Raw genomic sequence first — 17782 nt, 5'->3', positions numbered from 1 at the left:
ACCATTTGCTAGTTGGGTTTTAAGTAGCAAGTAGTATCAGTAGTCACTGTTTACAAAAAAGGGTAGCTTAACTGAATAAGCTACCCTTTTTTTGTTTAGTGACCTTATGGCTCCCTAAATTATCGGGTTTTATTGTTAAGCCTATCCGTTCATTACTTCGCCTCTAACGTTAATTCCACACCGCTAAATGCGGTATGTAGGTCGTGCTGAGTATTTAGCAAGAATAAGCGATTCGCTTCAACTTCAGCTTCATTTGCCAAATAACCTTTCACCGCTTTACTGCGCGCGTCAGCCAGAAGAATCAAGTCACTTTCAGGGATATCAATGTTGTTACGTAGTTTGTTGTATCGGGCAATGCTTAATGCTCGATTTACACTTTCTTCGTTAATGACTTCCTTATTGTTATCAGCACTCTTTTGGCTCTGTTCATTGCCTGAATTTGCGAGTTCAGGGTAAAGCTGCGCCACCATGTTTTCATATTCTTGATTAAGGTCAGGTGTAAACACCTCAACATAGTAGGATAAAAGCGCATCGGCTAAAGGGCCTTCCAGTGGGATGCTACTGCCACTTATTGAGTCGCGCTGTACGCTGCCAAGGGTGTTGGAACTTTCATTTTCACCGCCAGCAAGAGAGTTTTCGTTAGTACTAACGTTGCCGGTAGTTGCAGATGCATCAGCATAGCCGCTTCTTGTTAAAAGTGTAGTGTTCAACTGACGTTGCGCTAGCTCACTAGCATCAGACATGGCGTTGACTGTACCTTCGATATTAACCCTAAGCCCTGGACGTTTTTTAAGGGCTTTGGCAAGGGTATTCAGTTTTTCTTGAGCGTCCTCATTGAGCGAATGCTCTCCAAACCCAAACTCAACGTTGTCGAGTTCGTCGTTACTGCCAACCAGGTTCGCAAGTAGCGAAAACGGTGCAGTAACTGCTTTGGTAATAATATTACCAATGGCATTGAGGATAATAGAGCCAAAGCTAAAATCTGGGCTGTCGATATCGCCAGACACATCCAATCCCAAATCGATAACGCCGTTTCTGTCTTCTAATAACGCAATAGCAAGGCCAAGCGGTAAGCTTAATGCCTGATCAGAGTTCGACTTTTTGCCCAACGTTAATTGGTCAATAACAACATGATTTTTACCTTCCAGCGCCTTACCGTTTAGTTTGTATTGCACAGCCAAAGACAGCAAGCCTTTGTCAATGTAGTAGCCCATGTAGGTGCCTGAGTAGGGGTTAACTGAAGTCAGTTCGGCGCCTTTGACTGAAAAATCTAAATCAAGGTCTATATCATCTTTTAATGGGTGAATAGTGCCTGCTAGTTTGACCGGAGCATAGTTGTCTATCTTTCCGGTGATATCCACATTGGCAGGGGAAGTTGAGCGCGAGTCAATTCCCAATACTTTGCCATTTAAACTTTCTATAGCAGACGCAAATTTGGGCGTTAGTGAATGGTCAGCAAAATACGCTTTGCCGTTTTCTATTGATATGGTGTCAACGGCGATGGCCAATTCGTTGGCTTGTGAAGGCTCAGCTGTAGTGCCCGCAGGCACGTTTGCGTTTGATGCTTTCGACGTGGTTGCGCTGCCAGTTTCGCTGGAACTTTCACTGTCAGCGGACTTGTCTGATGAAGCGACAATCAGCTTACTCACATTGGTCTGTTTAGCTTCATCAATAATAAGTCGTGCAAATGGCGCTTGTAGGTGAATGTTGTCTGCGCTTAGCTGGTTCGATGCGTGGTCAAATTCGATGTTGTCTACATTTAAGGACTGCCACTGTAGTAGGGGAGAGCTGGCGTCATCCAGTACACTTAAATTATCAATGCTCATGCTAGCCTTAACGTTTAGTGAGTCGATATTGTCTTTATCAGTTGCGTCGTTAAATGCCGCGTTAAACTCAACGTTTAGATTAAATAGCCCTTGTTCAAGGGTCACATTTGCGTGGGGGGAAACGTACTGCTGGAACTGACTTAGCACCAGTTGCTCAATCGCTGCTTTACCCTGCACAGTTTGTTCTGCAATAACTACGCTGCCGCTACTGCTTAGTGCACCTTTGGATGTGTCGCTAAACGTCTGTGGGTCGGCAGAGACATGTAAACTGGTGGTGTAGGAAATAGGTTTAGAGAAGTCAGTAGTGACTTTTCCGCTTTTAATATTGAGGTTGCTGATGCGGTAGTAAGTACCGTCACTTACGCTACGCTCTAAAAGGTCAATGCTACCGTCATTAAATGCAAATTGGTGAAGTTCAACATACCACGAAGTGTCATGTGCGAGTTCATTTGTGTTGTCGATTGCTACGTTGGAAACATCCTTATCTTCTGTTTCACTATTTCCCTTTTGCGCTGCGCTATTACCTATATGCGCTGCGCTATTTCCTTCTTGCGCTGCGCGGGGATTAGCGTTAGCTGATGTAGCATCTGCCTCTGAGCTTTTTGGGGTAAACAGACGCTGTAAATCAAGCCCTGACTTGTCAAATAGACCCGACACTCGAACGTTGTCAAAAGCAACTTCAGCAATGTTAACTTGCTGTTCTAATGCGTTTACGTTTATATCGTGTATGGCAAACGCGGGTATGGCAATGATCTCTTGCGAACTCTTAGCGGTGCCTGTTGTGGCGGGCGAAGTATCAGCGTTAAACACAAGGTTGTTAACAGCAAATTCGCCACGCTCTAGAATAAACTGGAAGGCTGTATCTTGTTCAAAAACTTCAGCATGTAAGCTTAAGTTAACCTTGCCGTCTACTAAATCTGCTTCTATCAAATCTTTCGAAAGTGACCAAAGCGGCGTAAGTGCTACATCGTTTATCGCTATGTCTGTCGTAACTTTTAGTGGAGATAGCTGAAACTCGCCATCAATGGCGATGTTACCTTTCTCTGCAGTGAGTAAGTTAAATTGATATTGGTTGAACGCCAATTTACCTTTTGATTGATCACTCTCACTTTTATCGCTTTTAGGGTTAGCGTTTTTATTGCCAACATTGCTTGAACTGATCAAAGCGTGAGTATCCAAATCTTGCAAGTCAACGCTCAGTTCTGGGTAATCAAGTAGGGTGTTGGTCACCTTGTCTTCAATAACCACTCTCCCTTCGTTAAGTGCAAAATCACGTAACGTAATTCGGGGAATTTGCCCTTCGCTAGTGTCATTAGGCTCTTCAGGTGCTTTTGTACTGCGTTTCTCTATGTGGGTAAGAATGTCAGAGAAGTTGAATATTTGTATGTCTTCACTTTCGCTGAAACGTGCAATTGAAACAAAAGGTTCGTCTATGGTTAGCGATTCAACGGCAGGAGTGAAGGTGAAAAGTGATTGCCAGAATCCTAGGTCCAGTGAAACATTGCTAACGCTAAAGAAATGATTTTCTTGGTTCTGGATTACGGCGTTATCTTCGCTTTCATTTGAAGAGTGTATATTTGGATAGATAACAAAATTAGTCACTTCTATCTTTAGCAAGAAAGGGTTGATTGCAATATCTTCAACAGCAGCATCTCTTCCAATGTTTTCTTTGACTATATTGGGTAACTTTGCCTTTAACACCGCAGGCGTAACTATGCCGATAAGAAGCGCGTAAGTAAGGTAGATGAGAACAAGATAAGTGGATAGTCGAAACCATTTGGGCTTGGTAGAAAACCGAGACATTGCATTTTGCATAGGCGATTAGGCTGTGTATTTGAGTGTAAAAAGATAAACAGGAGTTGCTATTTCACCAAGCTAAAAGCCCCTGCAAAAAAGTTAAAGCGTATTAATTTGGATTGTAGAAGAGAATTAATACGCCTTAGACAGGTTACAGAGCGGTTAGCAAATTATCTAGGCCAGATTTAAACAACGCCTGTGTTTCTTCATCTGCATTTACATTTAAATACGAGCTGATTTGAGTGACGAAGCTGGCAATCATATCGGTTGAAAGGCCTAGCGCTTCAAATTGTTGCTTTAAGTCGTTTACCGATTTAAGTGTAGAGCTGTACTCAGAGGCCTTATTGAGTAAGCCTGATAGTGAAGAGCTTGAGCTTGCTGCTGAGTTACCACTAAGAGAGGGTACATCTTCAAGCAGGCTATCAATACCTGGAATGCTGCTTGCCAACTGGGCGTATTCAGCGCCTGAAAGGTTGCCTTGTACATAGTTCATAATTGACGCTATGCCACCTTCCGATTGGTTTTCAGACACGTTAAGGTTACCTGCAACTGAACTCACTAAGCTAGCCAAGTCGATATTAGATGCTGCGCTGGTTGCCATTTCAGTTAGGCTACTGGAAGTTACTGTCGATTCCGCTTTCTTACCGCCTAACAGACCTTTAAGCTGATCAATATTGGCACTAGCACAAGTAGTAAAAAAAGTAAGGGCAAGCACTGTAGGTGCTAAAACGATACGATTCATTATAGATTTCCTTTTTGTACACCAGCAGCGAAAGCCCGTCTGGAGTAACTTGATTGAAAATAACCATAGCAATTGCGCTATCGACTATTTAAACCTTCCATAAATTAGAAGTTTTCAGGTGTGTGAATACTCACATTCTAACGTAGTGAGGTCGTAAATTCTCTATAGAAATTGTAAAGGCACTTTACATTTTATAAGAGACTTAAGTGATCGAGTGGTAGTGTGCAGTAGGCAGGAACTAAGTCAATTAGACAAAACACTAAAAGGAGCGATACGCTCCTTTTAGTATTCTGATAATTTTGGGGCTTACTTGCTCTGTTTGGGTGGAACGATTATGCGCTCTACATCAGGGGAAGCATTCTTTTCAACACTCGCCGTATCAAGAGAGGCACCAAGTTGATAGTCTAGCTGCACCAGAAGGCCGGTCTGCCTCACGCCTTTGCCACCTTGAATACGAGGCTTGTATTCCCATTGTTTCAGGGCAACTTTTGCACTTTTATCAAACACGCCAGCAGGTACCGATTTTACTACTTTCACATTATCTGTAGCGCCCGTTTCAGTAATATCGAAAGAGAGTACAACGAAACCTTCTACATTTTGCTGCGCTGCTTTTTCGGGATAGCTTGGTGGAACGCGTTTAACCGGCGATGCCTGGTTAATCTTAGCTTCAGGTTTTGTCTCTGCTACTGGAGCATTGGCCAAAGCCGTGTTGATGGTGAGCATGGCGGCAATTGAAAGTACGCCTGCAGCTACTACCTTATTGTTACGCATAGGTTGCTTTATTGCGTTTAAACGTTTGATCATAGTCCTTTTTTCTCCAAAGGTTGGGTAAAGCCCGCGTGTAAAGTGCAGGGCGTCTGAACCATGCTCTGCACACTGCACGAGTGCTTTTGCATAGGTAAGTTTTTCGTTGTCTGTCTTGTCTTTCAGTACTGCGTGATCACAAGCCAGTTCTTGATTAATTCTGAAGGATTTTAGCGCAAGCCAAATCAGTGGGTTGAACCAAAATACAATAGCGATAATCAGCGCTAACGCGTTCCACAGGTGATCGTAATGTTTGCGATGCACGTTCTCGTGCTCTAATACCAGTGCTTGTTGTTGAATCGAAAATGCACTTTTAAATGAGAAGGGAATAAGCACCTTTGGGAAGATAAAACCAAATAGCATAGGTGTGGTAGCTTTACTGGAATAGTAGGCATTGGTGTGGATAGCGTGGCGCTTTCCTATCGATGCCCATATTTTAAGATGATGCGCTAAGACATAGGCTGTAATTGCGCTTACGCCAATTGCCCATACAGTAAACCAGGTTTCAAACTCAACGGTGTTTAATGTGGGCTTAACGCCAACCACATAGCGAGCAAAGCTATTTGATTGAATGTTAACCAGCGACATTGGAAGGTTGTTGACTATGAGGCAAGCTGGTATCAGCGCCCAAAGCTTATAGGTAAGCGAAGCCCCAATTTTATTAGTGAAAAAGTGTTCGCACACCATGAGTAAAACAAGCGCTAGCGACAAAACACCCTGCTGAGCAATAATCCAATCAATCATTGTTTTCTTCCCATTTCTTGATAAGGGCTTTGAGCTCGTCCACATCTTGTTTAGATAACGAATTTTGATTTGCAAAACCGGCGACCATAGGGGCGATCTTGCCTTTAAACAGTCGGCTAACAAAACTTGTGGTTTCTTTCTTTGTATAGTCTTCTTTAGCAATCAGTGGATAATAAAGATACTGGCGCTGCTGCTTTTCAAACCCTAACACTTCTTTTTTTACCAAGCGGCCTAACAAGGTTTTGACGGTTTTTTCGTGCCAGTCTTTTTTGTCATTAAGTCGCGCAATAACCTCGTTCGACGTGGCAGGATGGTCGTCCCACAATACGTCCAGCACTTCAAATTCAGCGTTTGAAATTTCAGGTTTGTCTGACATTTTACTCATAATTACGACGTCTTTTATTTTGATTACATTTGTAGTCCATGTTTTTAGATTACACTTGTAATTCTAAAGCGCAAGCTTTTTCTGCGTATTTTTTAAACGGAGAGATAGTGTGAGATGGAGTACTACGCTTGGCGCTTCTTTGAAAGCGTTACGTTGGGTGTATCAGTATAAAACGGTGAAATTAAGTTCGTTAGCTTCTAAGAACTCGCCGAGTATTCGTGCTTGTTGATTTCCACGTGGCACCATTACATAGCACGGCGGCTTTGGGGTTACTTCTTGTAGGTCGTACCACAGCGTATCCAGCACGTCGCTGCCTTGTCTCAAAAAGGTTTCACCCCAAGACGTCGTGTAAAGAATGGATACATTCTCTACCGTGGCTTTTTGACGTAGGGTGGGGAAGTTCACAATGGCAAAACATGCCGTTATGCGTTCTGGCGCCAACAAGTCATTACGCGGTAGTGACGACACTTTGACTGGAGGAAAATACTTGCACAAATGCTTAAGCAAATCGTTCAAGTCTAATTCGCTCACTTCACCGTAATTGTAATCGAGATAAACCTTACTGTTTGTATCTATTATTTTGCTCGACACAAGCCAGACCATCAGTGCAATGGCGCTAGCCGCTTGAGTAACTTTTTGTGAATCGTCGATAATGCCCGATTTACTCAGTAAATCACCAGCATAGGCTGACCATACTTCATCACCATTTTTGAGCTGACGCATAGCAATGGTGATTTTTTCACAGTAAAGGCTTTCGTCAAAAGCGCGTCGCAAAAACTCAATTTTATCCGGCTTTTTAGCGTAATAGGTACTTAATCGGCGACCTAGAACGGTCATGTCTTTTTGATCCATCACCTGTTGATGATGACTAATCTCTTTGGAGATGCGGCGGTAACACTTTAATAAAAAGCGGTGAATTCGACGGCTCAGCTGCACACGTTCATTGAATGTCCAATCTTGTTGGTTATCCAAGTGGGCAAGTAGTTTGCGGCTCCACCCCCACTGTTTTGCATACGAGGCCATAATTTTGCGTTTGAAATTCGCTTGCTCACCTTCTACAAGCGGGTGGCTCAATGTACACCCACATTTCAAATATAAACACTGCTGCAATACAGCAATATCTTCCGCCTGACCATTGGCTTTGTAGTGAGCGATGAGTTCGTCAAACATGAGTGCGTAAGGGTCGATATCTGCAACATGCCCTGGAGCTTCAGCACCGCGGTGTACATGCTTTTTCAAAAGGTTGCACAGTGGTTGTCCGTGAGAGATATTGGCAAGGTATACTTCAAGCTTTGCCATTTTTAATACGGATTTGAATGGCGAGTCCATGGCTTTGCCTAATTGCCAGATGGCGGCGCCAAAAAGTTCGCTTGCGTCTAGTCGCTCTAAGTGACCCAAGTCCATGAACCAGTCTACGTCTGGTGAGCCGCCTTTTTCCAAACTATTATAAATAGCCTGATACTGCTTCTCTGTTGTTTTCTCTGGAGTAAGCCACCAAAACGGCGCTTTGCCTGCTACCACTATATTGGTGTTGTAAAACTCAGCTTTTAGAAACAGGGCTTGCGCAGAGCCCGCGCTTTCACCTTCAGCGACGCCAAAATCGTTTTGCTTAACTTTATCTATCTCAGATAAAAAGAAATGCACCTCAATACCAAAGGTGTTATCCGCCCATTTTTCAATGGCTGTAAGCTTTTGTTGAAGTAAAGCCAGCTCAGTAGTCGAAAAACGTTTACCGTCAATACACACCCAAAAATCAAAGTCTGAGTCGTCAGTCTGAGCGATAGTCCCCACGCTGCCCATTAAAACCAGTGCATCAACCGCCCGCTGTCTTGGCCAAATTTGCTTAATGTCTGAAAACAAGTGACTCTGTGCAGGAAAACAGCGCTGCAAAGCTTGTTCTACATCAGGTCTAAACGAGTAATTGTTGATACCAAATGGAACGGTTTCACCCGAAGTGAGTGGGGCCACATATCCAGGAAGGGCTTCGTGGTTAACATGCACAAGAAAGGGTAGCACATGAAAAAGCGGCCTGTGCTTTTCAGGCATGAGCGTGAGTGCACGCTCAATACGTGCTTTGTTGTATCGCAATACGCGCAATAACCTAATGGTAAGGTTTTGCTGAACGGAAAGCGGCTGTTGCGCTGCCATTATGTCAATCTGCACTTCATCATGCAGCCAAGCATAGCGTTATTTCGCGTCGACTTCCTCTAATTTCGCACAGAAAAAGTGATTCTTAATTTGTGATATTCGGTACTTATCTGCTCTCGTGTGAGAGGAAGGTAATGAATAGAGACTTATTCACTTTGTAAGATTGCTCCTACTGCTTCTCAAATGCATCAATTAGCGCATCAGTTTTACCATCGGAAGAAAAGCCAAATCCATTTTTATTGAATATCAGCGTATTGTCAGACGTCACTGACGTGCGGGCTTCTTTTAAAAATGACTGGATAGTCGCTTCGTCAGTGCCTTTCTCTTGTAGTGTTGATGCAAATGACGTGGCATCTCCCCACTCGTTGAACTGAGACAGACGAGATGTTTGTTGAATAAGTGACGTAAGGTTGGAGTCCTTTTCTAGGTACTGTTGTAGGCGCAACGTGGTTTTATTAAGCTCTTGCTCGCCCTGACTGCTATCAATCACCAGCTCGCCTTTACTCACCGTTAGCTTGGTATCGTCTGAAATACCAAGTTTTGCCGCTAAATCACTTAATTCCGAGGCAAGCTTTTGCCGATTAAAATCGAGGTAGTTTGCAATTGTGTTGCCGTTGAGTGAGGCCTCGCCGCTTTCTATTTTTTCAAGATATGTGTCAATTTGATTGCCCTGTAGTTCACCATTAAACGCACTGAACGCATCACCGAGAGCATTGGCCTGCTTGGATTTTTCTACAACATCTTGAAGTGCGCTTTGAGCATTTGCTGTGTCGCCCAAGTAATTGAATAGTGAAGGTGAAGACGACAAGTGGCTGTATGTGGTATCCATTTCTGACTCTGTGTAGCTCACTTCATAGCGTGTGGCATAAAAGTGGGGGACCTAATATAGGCGTTCATACGCAAAATCAGCGCCAAGTTCATCGTCAAGAAGAGTTTTTATGGAGTAGGGGCTCTTGCGAGCCCCTAGCGAAGAAGTCGGTTCTTATTGCTGACCCAGGTGTGAGCTATCTGTTCGACGGATATTGCTCAAGGAGCTTGATGACGAGTTCATCAAGTTTATTTTGAATGCTGATACTGTCTTTCGACTCCAGCTCTACCACTCCAGACGCGCTGTAAACAAATGTATCGTCTTTAACCATGTCAATTTGAAGCCCTTGTTGAAGCGTGGTTTGCTCTCCAACCGGAATGCTAAAAATGCTGCCCAATGAAATGCCGCCAGAGCGGCCGTAACTTCCGGTGCCCAGCCCTAGATTCAAGGTGGTGCCATCCTCTTTAGTGGTGGTGGAAGGTAGGTATCCCACCGCGATATCGGCGTCCTCCTCCGAAGATGGGGTGAGGCCTTTCTCAATGAGCCGCTGGGTAATGGCTGAGGAAAGATGATTGGCCAGCGTCGCGTTGATTGGGTTTAAAGGAGGCTGAATATAGAACGTTTTAATATCGGCAAAGTTTTGTGTTTCATCCATATTTACTTGAGGCTTACTACTACTGCATGCGGCAACCACGACCATACATGCTGTTAAAAGTAGCACTGTTTTCAAATACTTTGCCTTTTGCATTAAACCAGTTTCACGTTTTTTCATCATACTGCTGTGCATAATTTTCAGTAAAGTTTGTTAGCTCTTAACTTAAACGAGAGCATAGCGTGTTTTGGATCTCATAAGTGGTAAAGCTAGTTTCATCACTTGATTTTCGTCAGCCTGCATAGATAAGCCGCTAAAAGGTGTTCCACATTCACAATAAGACCGTATGCTTTATTCCATTCAGTTTTGTTAATGCGCATCGCTTTGTGGTGTGTGCAGACAAGCGAAGCCACTAATTAAAGGTAAAAGGACATGAATACAAAGCGTATAAAACAAGGGTTACTTGCCACCAGTGTCGCCGCACTTTTTTCTGTAAATGCAATCGCGCAACGTTCATCAGACGCGAACGTTGAATTAGTGGGCGACATAAAGGGCACGCAAATTACTGGTGTTACGGTAAGTAATGATGGACGGGTATTTGTGAATGCGCCTAACTGGCGTGACGGCGTTCGCTTTTCCGTAGCTCAGGTTACCGACACTGGAGAATTTGTCGCTTACCCTAATAGCCAAACAAATGAATGTGTGGCACAAAGTGAAGTAAGAAAAGACTGCTTTTTAGCGGTGCAGTCAGTGGTCGCGCACAAGGATAAGCTGTATGTATTGGACACCCGAAATCCTAAGTTTAAAGGTGTAGTGGATGCACCTCGCTTATTTGTTGTTGATTTAGCCTCAAACGAGATAGAAGGAACCTTGATACTTAGCGAAGACGCTTACCATCCTGATTCGTATATTAATGACTTGCGAGTAGACGAAAAAACGAATCGCATTTATATGACCGACTCGGCTCACGCGGGTTTAGTGGTATATAACCTTGATGACAATACTAGCTATCGTATTTTAGATAACCATAAAACCACTAAAGCTGAAGTCGATGCGTTAAGTATTCAGGGCAAACCCTTTACTATGCCTGTTCAGTCTGACGGGATCGCGCTAGATACGTTAAACGACACACTATATTTTCACGCATTGTCTGGTTATTCGCTGTATGCCATCAACACATCTGATATCGAGAAATCGTCAAACGACGTGTTGGCAGAAAAAGTGCGAAAAGTAGCGACGACAGGCGCACCAGATGGCATGATTTTTCATCAAGGTAATGTTTATTTAGCTGACCTGGAAAAGCAAGAAGTACAGTACCTTACGCCAAGTCTAGACCTTCGCACCCTTGTGAAAGGTGATGTGGTGAATTGGGCTGATACCTTTAGTATCTACAACAATGCGCTTTACTATACCAATAGCAAAATACAAGATGCGGGTAGTGATGTTAGCGACATGACATTTGAAGTGTATAAGACAGCGCTACCTGCGCGTTAACGTTCGAGGAATTAGCAATGAGCATCACAAAAGGGATTGGCAGCGCGTCACTGGGGTTTGCAGCAGCACTCTTAGTAGCCGGGCAAGCTTCAGCTAAATCAGATTTTGATTATGGCCCTGTGTTTGACACTTTCGGCAAGCATGCTCATGTTGAGGGCGTAAGTTTTCCTGAAAATCAGACATTCAAGGTTGCGTTTGACGTAGCCAAAGCGGCAAGCCCTGGTGAGGTAAACCGCAAGTTTGAGTCGCTGGCACGGTTTATCAATATGCACGTAGCCAACGGCGTTAAGCAGGAAAATCTTTCGCTTGCGCTTGTCGTTCACGGCTCTGCCACAGAAGAAGTGCTTAAAACTGCAAACTTCAAAGAGCGTAAGAGCTTACCTAATGGAAACGAAACGCTACTTGTAGCGTTGATGGAGAAAGGTGTAGACGTAATAGTGTGTGGGCAGTCTGCCGCTGCCCATGGCGTTGAAAAAAATGCGTTGATAGACGGAGTGAAAATGGATTTGTCAGCCATGACAGCCCACGCGCGCCTGGCGCAAAAAGGGTATTCGGTTAACCCTTTTTAGGTTGGTTATAATTTGCGAGGAATGGGTTAGCCTATGATATTAGCTTGTTTAACACAAAGAGAGGGAGTTGAAGGATACAAAGAACTCAAGCTTGTTTAGCGTCTAAAAATGCCTTGCTTGTATTAGCACTTAGGCGGCAGAAGTTTACGTTTTGCGAGGACAGAAAATATGATATAGCTACAAATTAGACATGGATACTTTGATAATCGAATGAAAAAGGGAGTATTTCTAATGAATAAAAGTATCTTGAAAAGCCCATTGTCACTCTTATTGCTCAAGAAAATACTTTTGGTGAGTGGTTGTTTAACTATCATTTTAACTTGCTTTCAGTTGGCTCTGTCCTATGGAGAAAGAAAACAAGAAATGGAACAATTTCTTCGTGATATTGAAAGAGTTCATGGGCAACCTATCTCAAGAGCTGTTTTTGAATTAGACGCAAGTGGTGTTGAACTCATAGCTACAGGTATTCAATCGTATGATTTCATAAGCTACGTTTCTGTTACGGGTCTAGGTAAAAAGCCGACAGATAAGATTGAAGTTGGGCACCCTATTAGAAAAGGCGGCGAACTAGCATTTTTATCACCTGAACTATCAGGTTTTTTTGGTGGTTTCTCTGTAGAACACACGTTCGACCTTAATTATGGATTTGATAATAATGACGCCAAAGTTGGAGAGGTAAAACTAGTAACCTCTGACGCCTTACTCCTTAATGAACTCAAAAACGACGCATTTATAATTCTAGTATCACAAGCATTTAAGACTTTAATTGTCTCGGCTTTCTTACTATCAGTATTCTACAGTTTAATTGTAAGTCGGATCATATCCATACATAAGTGGTTGTTAAATTACTCGCCTGATGAAGAGTTTTTGCCTGTAGAGTTTGGGCGCAAGAAATTACTCCATGATGAAATTGAGGAACTTAAAAATGGGGTAAACAGCGTTGGGGAGTCGCTTCGAAAACACAATATCGAGCTTGAATCAATCGTGGAGCAGCGCACAGAAGCCTTAATCACCCGAACTGAAGAGTTGGAAGAGGCCAAGGCAGAGCTAGAACATCTCGCATACACCGACAGCCTGACTTCTGTTGCCAATCGTTTAGCATTTTTCAAACAGGCTGAAAGAGAGATTAAGAGGGCGCGGAGGTTATCTTACGATATTGGTATAATGATGCTCGACTTAGATTATTTCAAAAAAATCAACGATACTTATGGGCATGAAGCTGGAGACGAGGTGCTTATTAAGGCAGCAGAGGCTCTTAAAAACTGTCTTAGAGAAAACGATTGCATTGGCAGAATAGGTGGGGAAGAATTTGCCATCATCGTATCTGGCGCAGAAAAGTCGGGTATGCATAACCTTGCTTCCAGACTGAGGAAATCGATTCAAACTCTCAAATTTTCATTTTTAGGGAATGAACAAAATATAACAATAAGCATAGGTTACACAGTGGTTAATGTTGGTGAATCATTCAAGGTTTCTTTGAAACGCGCAGATAAGCATCTTTATTCGGCTAAAGAAAATGGCAGAAACTGTTTTGTCACTGATAAAAACTACGTCGTTAATATCGCATGAGCACTTCTATCTAACGCACTATGAAGCTCTAACCCTGCAATTCTGGGGTACTTAAAGTCAAAATAAGCGAAAGTTACTTAATTAATGCCATCTTTGCTGAAAGAAAGCGTACGATGTTGCTTAGTCATTAGATACCTGCCCAAACACAATAATTTTCTCAAACGGCGTGGTGTCTGGCAGAGTCCCCAAGGCAAAACCACATGCATTGCCAAGCCTTGATTCACAGAAGGTGTGGGCAATGTCGATAAGGGCGTTGTCGTTATCGAGTGAAGAAGCAAGAAGTGAACATGCTTGTAGTGCTAGCGCCATTTGTTCTGTTAAATATCGGCTGCGCGTTTCCATATTCCGCGTGCTTGATAGCTCGTCGAATAGCTTACTAAGATGAATATCATAGTGCTTGTTTTTGCCTGCTTGTGTTTTAAGCTCACTAAACAAAGCCTCTTTAACATTGGGCTCTTTGGCGAGTGCGCGCAGTACATCTAAACATTGTACGTTTCCGCTTCCTTCCCAAATAGAGTTCAGAGGCGCTTGGCGGTAGTATCGTGGCATGGGGTTTTCTTCAACGTAACCAATACCGCCTAAACACTCTTGCGCTTCGTTAACAAACATAGGCGTGCGTTTACAAATCCAGTATTTTCCAATGGCGGTGGCCAGCCTTGCCAGTGCAGCTTCATGATTATTGCTCGATGCACTATCAACCGCTTTGGCAACGCGCATAGTGAGTGCAGTAGCGGCCGCGCATTCAATGGTGAGATCTGCCAACACATTTTGCATTAAAGGCTGATTGACTAAGGTCTTGCCGAATGCGTCTCGATGACTTACGTGGTGAAAGGCGTGAATCAGTGATTGTCGCATAAGTGCTGATGAGCCAATCATACAGTCTAACCGTGTAAGCGACACCATATCTATGATCACCGGCACACCGCGGCCTTCTTCGCCAATCAAATATGCCGTGGCTTCCTGAAATTCAACTTCAGACGATGCATTGCTCCAGTCACCCAGCTTGTCTTTCAAACGCTGAATTCGCACGTTATTGAGTGCACCATTTTCCAACAACCTTGGTAGTAAAAAACAGCTTAGTCCGCCTTCGGCTTGCGCAAGTATAAGATGAGCGTCGCACATGGGGGCTGAGAAAAAGAATTTATGCCCTACGATATGGTAACTTCCATCAGCCTGTTTCACCGCTGTAGTGGTATTACGCCTAACATCCGACCCACCTTGTTTCTCAGTCATCCCCATACCAATAGTCAGTCCATGTTTCTGACTAGCTGGCAGGGAACGAGGATCATAAACACCATTAATGGTTTTCTCTAGGTATACGGGTGGCAGCTGCTTTCCATACCGCATGGCCGGAATAGCTGCGTGGGTCATAGTCAGCGGGCAAGACGTGCCAGACTCAGCCTGATAATGCATATACATTAGCGCTGCCCTGATGGTGTGTGCGCCTTCAATGCCTTCATGCTTCCACGAATAGTTGTGTACATTGTGCTGCATCGCACTTTCCATAAGCGCGTGATAGCTGGGATGAAACTCAACATCGTCAATGCGGCGGCCATAGCGATCGAATGTGTGGAGAGTTGGCTTATTCTTATTAGCAAGCTCTCCGTGAGCCATAAGTGCATCCCCCGCGATTTGACCATACTGGCCTAATAACCCTTCGTCATGCTGGTGGGATGATGGCAAATGCTGAGCGACTAACACGCGCAGCAAGGTGTCATCACGCCACAAATTATAGGGCGTGGAAATGGTGGGTTGGTTTTCTACAACGTGCGTAACAAATCGATTTGATGAAGTCATAGCATTTCCACTTGATGAATATACAAGGTGTACCTTTGAACTGGGCTTTTACTCTAAAGGGCTACGTTAAAGCACTATCCCCAAGTACTACCTTAAAACATTACATCAATAGTTGTAAATTGGTATTTTATGTAATGTTTGTGCGCGGCGCGTGTTTATATAATGATGAATGCGTATATGTTTGGCCTTAAGCCAATTTATATTTTAATTAAAATTACGTCCTATCTGAGACAAAGAAGTAAATAGAGTTTGCAATTAGAAAAACAGAAAAAGCCCAATGCAAGAAAGCTACTGCTAAAGTTATTGGGCTCCCGTGACAATATTCAAATGAATGCCAGTGCAGCTGTTCGCGTAGGGGCGCTGTTTGGTATTTCTGAAAATAACATTCGAGTGACGCTCACGCGTTTACAGTCTGCACAGCTTATTACCTTGGTTGAACGCGGTTTTTACAAGCTGGGCGACAAAGGCATTCGTTTTGCGAAGGAAATTCATCAGTGGCGAGAGGATGAAGATGGGCTTGTGCCCTGGCAAAATGATTGGGTTGTCGTTCAAACCAGCACGCTTCCTAAAAGTGATAAAAAGCAGCTCAGAAATAATGAACGAGCGCTGAAGCTTTTGGGGATGAGAAAGCTGACAAACGACGTTTACCTCAGACCGAACAATTTCTCAGGCGGAGCAGGCGAAGTAAGAGACAAACTTTACACACTTGGTCTATCGAAAAAGGCGCTCGTGTTTAGTGCCAGCGACTTTGACACTAAAGCACACAGCAGGGCGATGGGATTATGGAGCCACCTAAACCTAAAGGCACTTTATAAAGACGGATGCATCGAAATAGAGGAATCTCTTGCTCGATTAACGTCTTTACCCCTTGAAGAAGCAACCAAAGAATCTTATGTGATAGGAGACAGGGCGTTATACCACTTGGTGTTTGACCCCTTATTGCCATCGCCACTTGCAGATGTAGCAATGCGTGAGCGCTATCGTAATCTAGTAAAACGGTACGATGATGCTGGCGCACAAATTTGGCACCGCTTTTTAAATCCAAACTAAGCGAGATTAAAGGTAAACAGCTCAAAAAGAGGGTTACAGATTCGTTACACACAGTTGAGCGTAAATTTCACATATAGATGTATCGTGTGAGAACAGTCAGAAAGATGAGACGGTAAGTAATTATTTGGCCGCATAGAACGCTAAGTGTAATTAGCTCTAATGGAAGTAGCGTAAATGGAGAGAAGATGACCGCATCAAGACCGTTATTTAAGCATATTCGCAATCATACAGCGCTTTTCAATGAGCTTTCTCAGTATCGAAACGCCGCTGTAGACACCTTAGGGTTTACGGGGTATGAATTTCATAAAACGCCAAAGTTCGTAACCGAAGATGGGAGTCGGCTTACCATCGAACCAGAGAGAAGCATTGTACTGCCCAAAGTTCATGCGTTGTCGGGCTTGAAGAATAAGCTGACTCAGGCTATTCCCACGTTACATATGGTAGAGCATAGTGAAATAGGCTATCGCTACCCAACAGCAGCGTTGGCTGGGCTAGACGCGCCATTTATTAAACGCATGCGTTCTGAGTATTTTCACAAAGTGGATGAAGATAGAAGTATTTGCCGCCCTGTGAATTTGTCTTTCGGAATTAAAAGTCGCGGAAAAGCTGACAACCGACAAGAATACGAAGTGTGGATGCCAGACGAAGCGCCAGATCAAAATCCGCTTCCTTTGCTCATCAATGCCTATGGCGAAGACTTACCCGATGATGTAAGACACTTTGTTGAACAACCCTCAAGAGTACACGGTTGGATGGGGGTTAAGCGAGCAGCATTTGAAGCACTTTACACAAACAAGCAACATTGTGGTGATTTGATCATTTGCGTCGCCATGAGTGTAGACGCCTACAACATTGGCGCTAAACCCGATCTAGCTTATTCTCCTGAAGCAGAAAGCTCTATTGCTGTAAGCAACGCAGAGTTTGAGTGGGAAATAGAGGGGTACTATGCTCCGCGAGGCTGGGCGTTTGACCACGATGAAGTGTGGGCAGCAATAAATCACACGTTAGAAGCTATCAATGCGCCGCTTGATGATTTATACGGCAACGAAATTATTCCTATTGCCGAAAGTAAAACGGAGCGAATTTTGTCAACATTGCAATCACTGGGCGTTAGGCAGGAAGAAGTAGACGAACTTAATCTTCAGCCTTGGGAGTTCATGCTAACCGAAAGTGAGCATAGGGTTAAAGCGCACGATCCCAGCCGTTCAGTTAATTTGTTAGGTAGACTAAATCGACTCTTTTACCAACCAGAGCAGCAGTTGCCTTCACTAAATTGGATGCACGATCTGATTTTATAGTTTTAAACTTTTAAGATTACTCTACTGTCCGATTTTAGTTCATATCGTTCACAAAGCTAGGCGCGCTGAAAGCAATTCCATGCGCGCTTTTTTATATTCCTTCTGAAGTCATTCTGTAACTAAAAAGACTTATATGTAAAATTTTATATAAAATATGTT

At 43.5% G+C, this 17782-nt stretch carries 13 protein-coding genes; 5 read left to right on the top strand and 8 right to left on the bottom strand.

Features of this window, described 5'->3' with window-relative positions; translation table 11 throughout:
• Positions 1–152 precede the first annotated feature (152 nt).
• The 7 genes from F0261_RS09270 to F0261_RS09240 all read right to left on the bottom strand — a co-directional run bounded on the left by F0261_RS09270 (position 153) and on the right by F0261_RS09240 (position 10026).
• Positions 153–3629, bottom strand: coding sequence for a DUF748 domain-containing protein (locus F0261_RS09270; RefSeq protein ID WP_253819367.1), 3477 nt, complete (start codon positions 3627–3629; stop codon positions 153–155).
• A gap of 145 nt (positions 3630–3774) precedes the next feature.
• Positions 3775–4365, bottom strand: a complete 591-nt coding sequence (locus F0261_RS09265; RefSeq protein ID WP_171337787.1) for a DUF2780 domain-containing protein — start codon at positions 4363–4365, stop codon at positions 3775–3777.
• A gap of 306 nt (positions 4366–4671) precedes the next feature.
• On the bottom strand, positions 4672–5913 hold the full coding sequence (locus F0261_RS09260; RefSeq protein ID WP_014979930.1) for a TonB family protein: 1242 nt from the start codon (positions 5911–5913) through the stop codon (positions 4672–4674).
• On the bottom strand, positions 5906–6298 hold the full coding sequence (locus F0261_RS09255) for a BlaI/MecI/CopY family transcriptional regulator (RefSeq protein WP_014950296.1): 393 nt from the start codon (positions 6296–6298) through the stop codon (positions 5906–5908). Before F0261_RS09255 ends, F0261_RS09260 begins: the two co-directional genes overlap by 8 nt.
• Positions 6299–6460: 162 nt before the next feature.
• Positions 6461–8446 (bottom strand): class I adenylate cyclase, encoded by a 1986-nt coding sequence (locus F0261_RS09250; protein WP_014979929.1) that lies wholly within the window; start codon positions 8444–8446, stop codon positions 6461–6463.
• Positions 8447–8615: 169 nt separating this feature from the next.
• Entirely contained in the window at positions 8616–9275 is a 660-nt protein-coding gene (locus F0261_RS09245; protein ID WP_014979928.1) for a hypothetical protein, read from the bottom strand.
• A 175-nt stretch (positions 9276–9450) separates the two neighbouring features.
• On the bottom strand, positions 9451–10026 hold the full coding sequence (locus tag F0261_RS09240) for a DUF4136 domain-containing protein (protein WP_014979927.1): 576 nt from the start codon (positions 10024–10026) through the stop codon (positions 9451–9453).
• A 252-nt stretch (positions 10027–10278) separates the two neighbouring features.
• Between F0261_RS09240 and F0261_RS09235 the strand changes: the two genes are divergently transcribed.
• The 3 genes from F0261_RS09235 to F0261_RS09225 all read left to right on the top strand — a co-directional run bounded on the left by F0261_RS09235 (position 10279) and on the right by F0261_RS09225 (position 13478).
• Entirely contained in the window at positions 10279–11340 is a 1062-nt protein-coding gene (locus F0261_RS09235; protein WP_014979926.1) for an L-dopachrome tautomerase-related protein, read from the top strand.
• 17 nt (positions 11341–11357) lie between these two features.
• The gene (locus tag F0261_RS09230) at positions 11358–11909 is read left to right on the top strand and encodes a DsrE family protein (protein ID WP_014979925.1); all 552 of its coding nucleotides are present in this window, start codon (positions 11358–11360) and stop codon (positions 11907–11909) included.
• Positions 11910–12140: 231 nt separating this feature from the next.
• Positions 12141–13478, top strand: coding sequence for a GGDEF domain-containing protein (locus tag F0261_RS09225; RefSeq protein WP_171337786.1), 1338 nt, complete (start codon positions 12141–12143; stop codon positions 13476–13478).
• A 120-nt stretch (positions 13479–13598) separates the two neighbouring features.
• Here F0261_RS09225 and F0261_RS09220 read toward each other — a convergent pair whose 3' ends face one another.
• A complete protein-coding gene (locus tag F0261_RS09220; RefSeq protein WP_014979923.1) occupies positions 13599–15275 on the bottom strand; it encodes an acyl-CoA dehydrogenase family protein in 1677 nt (558 codons plus the stop codon).
• Positions 15276–15524: 249 nt separating this feature from the next.
• On the opposite strand from F0261_RS09220, the gene F0261_RS09215 reads away from it, so the two are divergent.
• Positions 15525–16325 (top strand): PaaX family transcriptional regulator, encoded by an 801-nt coding sequence (locus F0261_RS09215; protein ID WP_014979922.1) that lies wholly within the window; start codon positions 15525–15527, stop codon positions 16323–16325.
• Between the two features lie 185 nt (positions 16326–16510).
• Positions 16511–17623 (top strand): hypothetical protein, encoded by a 1113-nt coding sequence (locus F0261_RS09210; protein WP_014950290.1) that lies wholly within the window; start codon positions 16511–16513, stop codon positions 17621–17623.
• Positions 17624–17782: the final 159 nt, after the last annotated feature.

The sequence above is a fragment of the Alteromonas sp. 07-89-2 genome (assembly GCF_013113925.1).
Taxonomy (GTDB): domain Bacteria; phylum Pseudomonadota; class Gammaproteobacteria; order Enterobacterales; family Alteromonadaceae; genus Alteromonas; species Alteromonas macleodii.
Note: the sequence above shows the minus strand (reverse complement) of the source record. Positions and strands in the feature narration are given on the sequence as shown.